Raw genomic sequence first — 255 nt, forward strand, 5'->3', positions numbered from 1 at the left:
CGGCGCCTACTACATCTTCCTGACCCGCCCGGCCAACGGCCAGTACGTGCTGAAGTCCACCAACGGCCCCTTCGGCCCCTATGAGATGCGCCAGGTGCTGCTGAACATGGGCGGCCCGGTCTCCGGCAGCGGAGTGCCACACCAGGGCGGGCTGGTCCAGACCCAAAACGGCGCCTGGTACTACATGGCCTTCCAGGACGCCTACCCCGGCGGCCGCATCCCCGTCCTGGCCCCCATCACCTGGACCTCCGACGG

Annotated in this window: 1 protein-coding gene; it reads left to right on the top strand. The window is 69.0% G+C overall.

Annotated features, from left to right (window positions below):
* Positions 1-255, top strand: a 255-nt coding sequence (locus QSK36_RS43365; protein ID WP_502883478.1) for a hypothetical protein, incomplete at both ends; no start/stop codon positions are given.

It is taken from the genome of Microbispora sp. NBRC 16548, from assembly GCF_030268985.1.
GTDB classification, from domain to species: domain Bacteria; phylum Actinomycetota; class Actinomycetes; order Streptosporangiales; family Streptosporangiaceae; genus Microbispora; species Microbispora catharanthi.